The sequence below is a fragment of the Pseudomonas sp. genome (genome assembly GCF_050739995.1).
Lineage (GTDB): Bacteria > Pseudomonadota > Gammaproteobacteria > Pseudomonadales > Pseudomonadaceae > Aquipseudomonas.
In genome coordinates this window covers 1-4,357 of the sequence record NZ_JBOICG010000379.1, presented here as the reverse complement: position 1 = coordinate 4,357, position 4,357 = coordinate 1, and the positions used below count along the sequence as shown (strand labels likewise).

Sequence of the window (4,357 nt, the reverse complement as noted above, 5' to 3'; positions counted from 1 at the left end):
CGCCTGCTTCGCGAGCAAGCCCGCTCCCACACAAAGCGCCCCCTCGCAAGGGGTTACTTGCTAGCCCTTTTTCCCTGTACTGGATTTTCCCATGAGTTCTGTTGCTGTGTTCAGCAAGGCCTCGCCGTTCGATGCACTGCAGCGCTGGCTCCCCAAACTGGTGCTGGCGCCCAGCATGTTTATCGTTCTGGTGGGCTTCTACGGCTACATCCTGTGGACGTTCGTGCTGTCGTTCACCACCTCCACGTTCCTGCCTAACTACACTTGGGCGGGGCTTGCGCAATACGCGCGCTTGTTCGACAACGACCGCTGGTGGGTGGCGAGCAAGAACCTGGCAGTGTTCGGCGGGATGTTCATTGGCATCACCTTGGTGATTGGCGTGACGCTGGCGATTTTCCTCGACCAGAAGATCCGTCGCGAAGGTTTTATCCGCACCATTTACCTGTACCCGATGGCGCTCTCGATGATCGTCACCGGTACGGCCTGGAAATGGCTGCTCAACCCGGGCATGGGCCTGGACAAACTCCTGCGTGACTGGGGCTGGGAAGGCTTTCGTCTCGACTGGCTGATCGACCCTGATCGCGTCGTTTACTGCTTGGTGATTGCTGCCGTGTGGCAAGCCTCCGGCTTCATCATGGCGATGTTCCTCGCCGGCCTGCGGGGCGTGGACCAATCGATCGTGCGGGCCGCGCAGATCGACGGCGCGAGCCTGCCGCGCATCTACTGGAGCGTGGTGCTGCCCAGCCTGCGCCCGGTGTTCTTCAGTGCGGTGATGATCCTGGCGCACATTGCGATCAAGAGCTTCGACCTGGTCGCGGCCATGACCGCCGGTGGCCCGGGCTACTCGTCCGACCTGCCCGCCATGTTCATGTACTCGTTCACCTTCAGCCGTGGCCAGATGGGCATGGGCTCGGCGAGTGCGATCCTGATGCTCGGCGCGATCCTCGCGATCATCGTGCCTTACCTGTATTCCGAGCTGAGGACCAAGCGCAATGACTAGTCTCGCCTCCAAACCTGCCATCAGCCTGAGCCGCATCGCGATCTACGCGGTGCTGATTCTTGCTGTGCTGCTGTACCTGGTGCCGCTGGTGGTGATGCTGCTGACCAGCTTCAAAACCCCGGAAGACATCAGCACCGGCAACCTGCTGAGCTGGCCGACCGTGGTCACGGGCATCGGCTGGGTCAAGGCCTGGGGCACGGTGGATGGTTACTTCTGGAACTCGATCAAGATCACCGTTCCCGCCGTGCTGATCTCCACCGCCATCGGTGCATTGAACGGCTATGTGTTGTCGTTCTGGCGCTTCCGTGGTTCGCAACTGTTCTTCGGCCTGCTGCTGTTCGGCTGCTTCCTGCCGTTCCAGACCGTGCTGCTACCTGCCTCTTTCACCCTCGGCAAGATGGGGTTGGCCAGCACCACCACGGGCCTGGTGTTTGTACACGTGGTCTACGGGCTGGCGTTTACTACACTGTTTTTCCGTAACTACTACGTGAGCATTCCTGACGCGCTGATCAAGGCCGCAAGGCTGGACGGAGCAGGTTTCTTCACCATCTTCCGCCAGATCATTCTGCCGATGTCGACGCCGATCATCATGGTCTGCCTGATCTGGCAGTTCACCCAGATCTGGAACGACTTCCTGTTCGGTGTGGTGTTCTCCAGCGGCGACTCGCAGCCCATTACAGTGGCGCTGAACAACCTGGTCAACACCAGCACCGGGGCCAAGGAATATAACGTGGACATGGCGGCGGCGATGATCGCCGGGCTGCCGACCCTGCTGGTCTATGTGATCGCAGGCAAGTATTTCGTGCGCGGCCTCACGGCTGGCGCGGTCAAGGGGTAATCATGGCTACGCTTGAACTTCGCAATGTAAACAAGACCTATGGCGCCGGCCTGCCCGACACCTTGAAGAACATCGAACTGTCGATCAAAGAGGGCGAGTTCCTGATTCTGGTCGGCCCTTCGGGTTGCGGTAAGTCCACGCTGATGAACTGCATCGCAGGGCTGGAGACCATCACCGGCGGTGCGATCATGATCGGTGATCAAGACGTCAGTGGCATGAGTCCCAAGGATCGTGACATCGCCATGGTGTTCCAGTCCTACGCGCTGTACCCGACCATGAGCGTGCGCGAGAACATTGAGTTCGGCTTGAAGATTCGCAAGATGCCCCAGGCTGATATCGACGCCGAAGTGGCGCGCGTGGCCAAGCTGCTACAGATCGAACACCTGCTCAACCGCAAGCCGGGCCAGTTGTCCGGTGGTCAGCAACAGCGTGTGGCCATGGGCCGTGCCCTGGCGCGCCGACCGAAGATCTACCTGTTCGACGAACCGTTGTCCAACCTCGACGCCAAGCTGCGGGTCGAGATGCGTACCGAAATGAAGCTGATGCACCAGCGTCTGAAAACCACCACCGTCTATGTCACCCACGACCAGATCGAAGCGATGACCCTGGGCGACAAAGTGGCGGTGATGAAGGACGGCATCATCCAGCAGTTCGGTACACCAAAAGAGATCTACAACGACCCGGCCAACCAGTTCGTGGCGAGCTTTATCGGTTCGCCACCGATGAACTTCGTGCCTCTGCGGTTGCAGCGCAAGGACGGTCGCCTGGTGGCGCTGCTCGACAGCGGCCAGGCCCGTTGCGAGTTGGCGCTTAACGTGTCGGACGCTGGCCTTGAAGACCGTGATGTGATCCTGGGCCTGCGTCCGGAGCAAATCATGCTGGCGACCAGCGAAGGCGACAGTGCGTCGAGCATTCGTGCCGAAGTCCAGGTCACCGAACCGACCGGCCCGGACACCTTGGTGTTCGTGCAACTCAACGACACCAAGGTCTGCTGCCGCCTGGCCCCCGATGTAGCGCCGCAAGTCGGCGAGACCCTGACCCTGCAATTCGATCCGGCCAAAGTCTTGTTGTTCGACGCCAATACCGGCGAGCGCTTGGGCACTGCAGCCGCATCGCCTGCACATGGGCATACCGGCAACGTGGCCCAATTTAAAGGCCGCTGATTCAATAACTCATTGTTTTAGATAAAAAATGTAACCCGCGTTAGATAAAAACAGTTTAATAACAATAAAGACGAGGATGTAGGGATGAAAAAGCAACACAACAACACTCGGCTGATCTGCCAACTGTCAGCAGCCGCCGCTCTGGTAATGTCCGCCAATGCGATGGCGGATGATGCGTTCAGCGCCAATTCCAAATGGATGACTGGCGATTGGGGTGGCGAGCGGACCAAGCTGATCGAACAAGGTATCGACATCAAGGCCGACTACGTCGGTGAGGCTGCCGCCAACCTGCACGGCGGCTACAACGATGACAAGACCGGTCGCTACTCTGATCAGTTCGGTCTAGGCGTAGCGCTGGACCTGCAAAAACTGTGGGGCTGGGATAACACCCAAGCCAAGATCCAGCTGACCAATCGTAATGGCCAGAACATCTCCAATGACCGTATTGGCGACCCGCGTGCCGGCACCCTGAGTTCGTCTCAAGAGGTGTACGGCCGAGGCCACATGGTGCGTCTGACCCAGTTCTGGATCCAGCACCAGATGTTCGACAACAAACTGGACGTGAAACTCGGTTACTTCGGTGAGGGTGAAGACTTCAACACCTTCCCGTGCGACTTCCAGAACCTGTCGTTCTGCGGCTCCCAAGTGGGTAACTATGTAAACACCTGGTACAACTGGCCGGTGGCCCAGGCCGCTATCCGCGTGAAGTACAACATCACGCCTGAGCTGTATGCGCAAATTGGTGCCTACAACCAGAACCCGTCGCAGTTGGAGCATGGTAACGGCTTCAAACTCAGCGGCAGCGGTACCAAGGGCACCGTGATTCCGGTGGAATTGGTCTGGTCGCCGAAGGTCAATGGCCTGCCGGGCGAATACCGTGTGGGTTACTACAAGAGCGCCGCCGATGCGAGCGACGTACGTGAAGACGTCAATGGCGACGATGCGGCCAGAACTGGCGCGGCCTACCGTATTCGCAGCAGCAAAACCGGCTACTGGTTCGTGGCGCAACAGCAGCTCACCACCCATAACGGCGACGCTACCCGCGGCTTGAACATTGCGGCCAACGCCACCTTCCACGATAAAGACACCAACCTGGTCGACAACTACCAGTCGCTGATGCTGGTGTACAAAGGCCCATTCGACGCGCGCGCCAAAGATGACGTCGGTATCGGTATTTCGCGTATCCATGCCAACAGCGACGTGAAGAAAAACTCCGAGCTGCTCAATGAGGCCGGCGGTTTCACCGACTACAGCCAAGCGGGTTACACGCCACTGCGTAACACTGAGTACAACGTCGAGCTCAACTACGGCTTCCACGTCACCAACTGGCTGACCGTGCGTCCTAACCTGCAATAC

General features: G+C 58.9%; 4 protein-coding genes. All 4 read left to right on the top strand.

The annotated features are described in order from the left end of the window. Window positions 1-91 precede the first annotated feature (91 nt). On the top strand, window positions 92-1,000 hold the full coding sequence (locus ACRESD_RS12580; RefSeq protein ID WP_431751187.1) for a carbohydrate ABC transporter permease: 909 nt from the start codon (window positions 92-94) through the stop codon (window positions 998-1,000). Next, window positions 993-1,838, top strand: coding sequence for a carbohydrate ABC transporter permease (locus tag ACRESD_RS12575; protein WP_431751186.1), 846 nt, complete (start codon window positions 993-995; stop codon window positions 1,836-1,838). The genes ACRESD_RS12580 and ACRESD_RS12575 overlap by 8 nt, the downstream gene beginning before the upstream one ends. Window positions 1,839-1,840: 2 nt before the next feature. After that, on the top strand, window positions 1,841-3,001 hold the full coding sequence (locus ACRESD_RS12570; protein WP_431751185.1) for an ABC transporter ATP-binding protein: 1,161 nt from the start codon (window positions 1,841-1,843) through the stop codon (window positions 2,999-3,001). Window positions 3,002-3,085: 84 nt separating this feature from the next. Continuing rightward, a partial coding sequence (locus tag ACRESD_RS12565) for a carbohydrate porin (RefSeq protein WP_431751184.1) occupies window positions 3,086-4,357 on the top strand: 1,272 nt, incomplete at its 3' end.

What these genes read in the sequence shown, in the direction of transcription:
- ACRESD_RS12580 (WP_431751187.1), top strand. Translation starts at nt 92, where the DNA reads ATGAGTTCTGTTGCTGTGTTCAGCAAGGCCTCGCCGTTCGATGCACTG.
- ACRESD_RS12575 (WP_431751186.1), top strand. Translation starts at nt 993, where the DNA reads ATGACTAGTCTCGCCTCCAAACCTGCCATCAGCCTGAGCCGCATCGCG.
- ACRESD_RS12570 (WP_431751185.1), top strand. Translation starts at nt 1,841, where the DNA reads ATGGCTACGCTTGAACTTCGCAATGTAAACAAGACCTATGGCGCCGGC.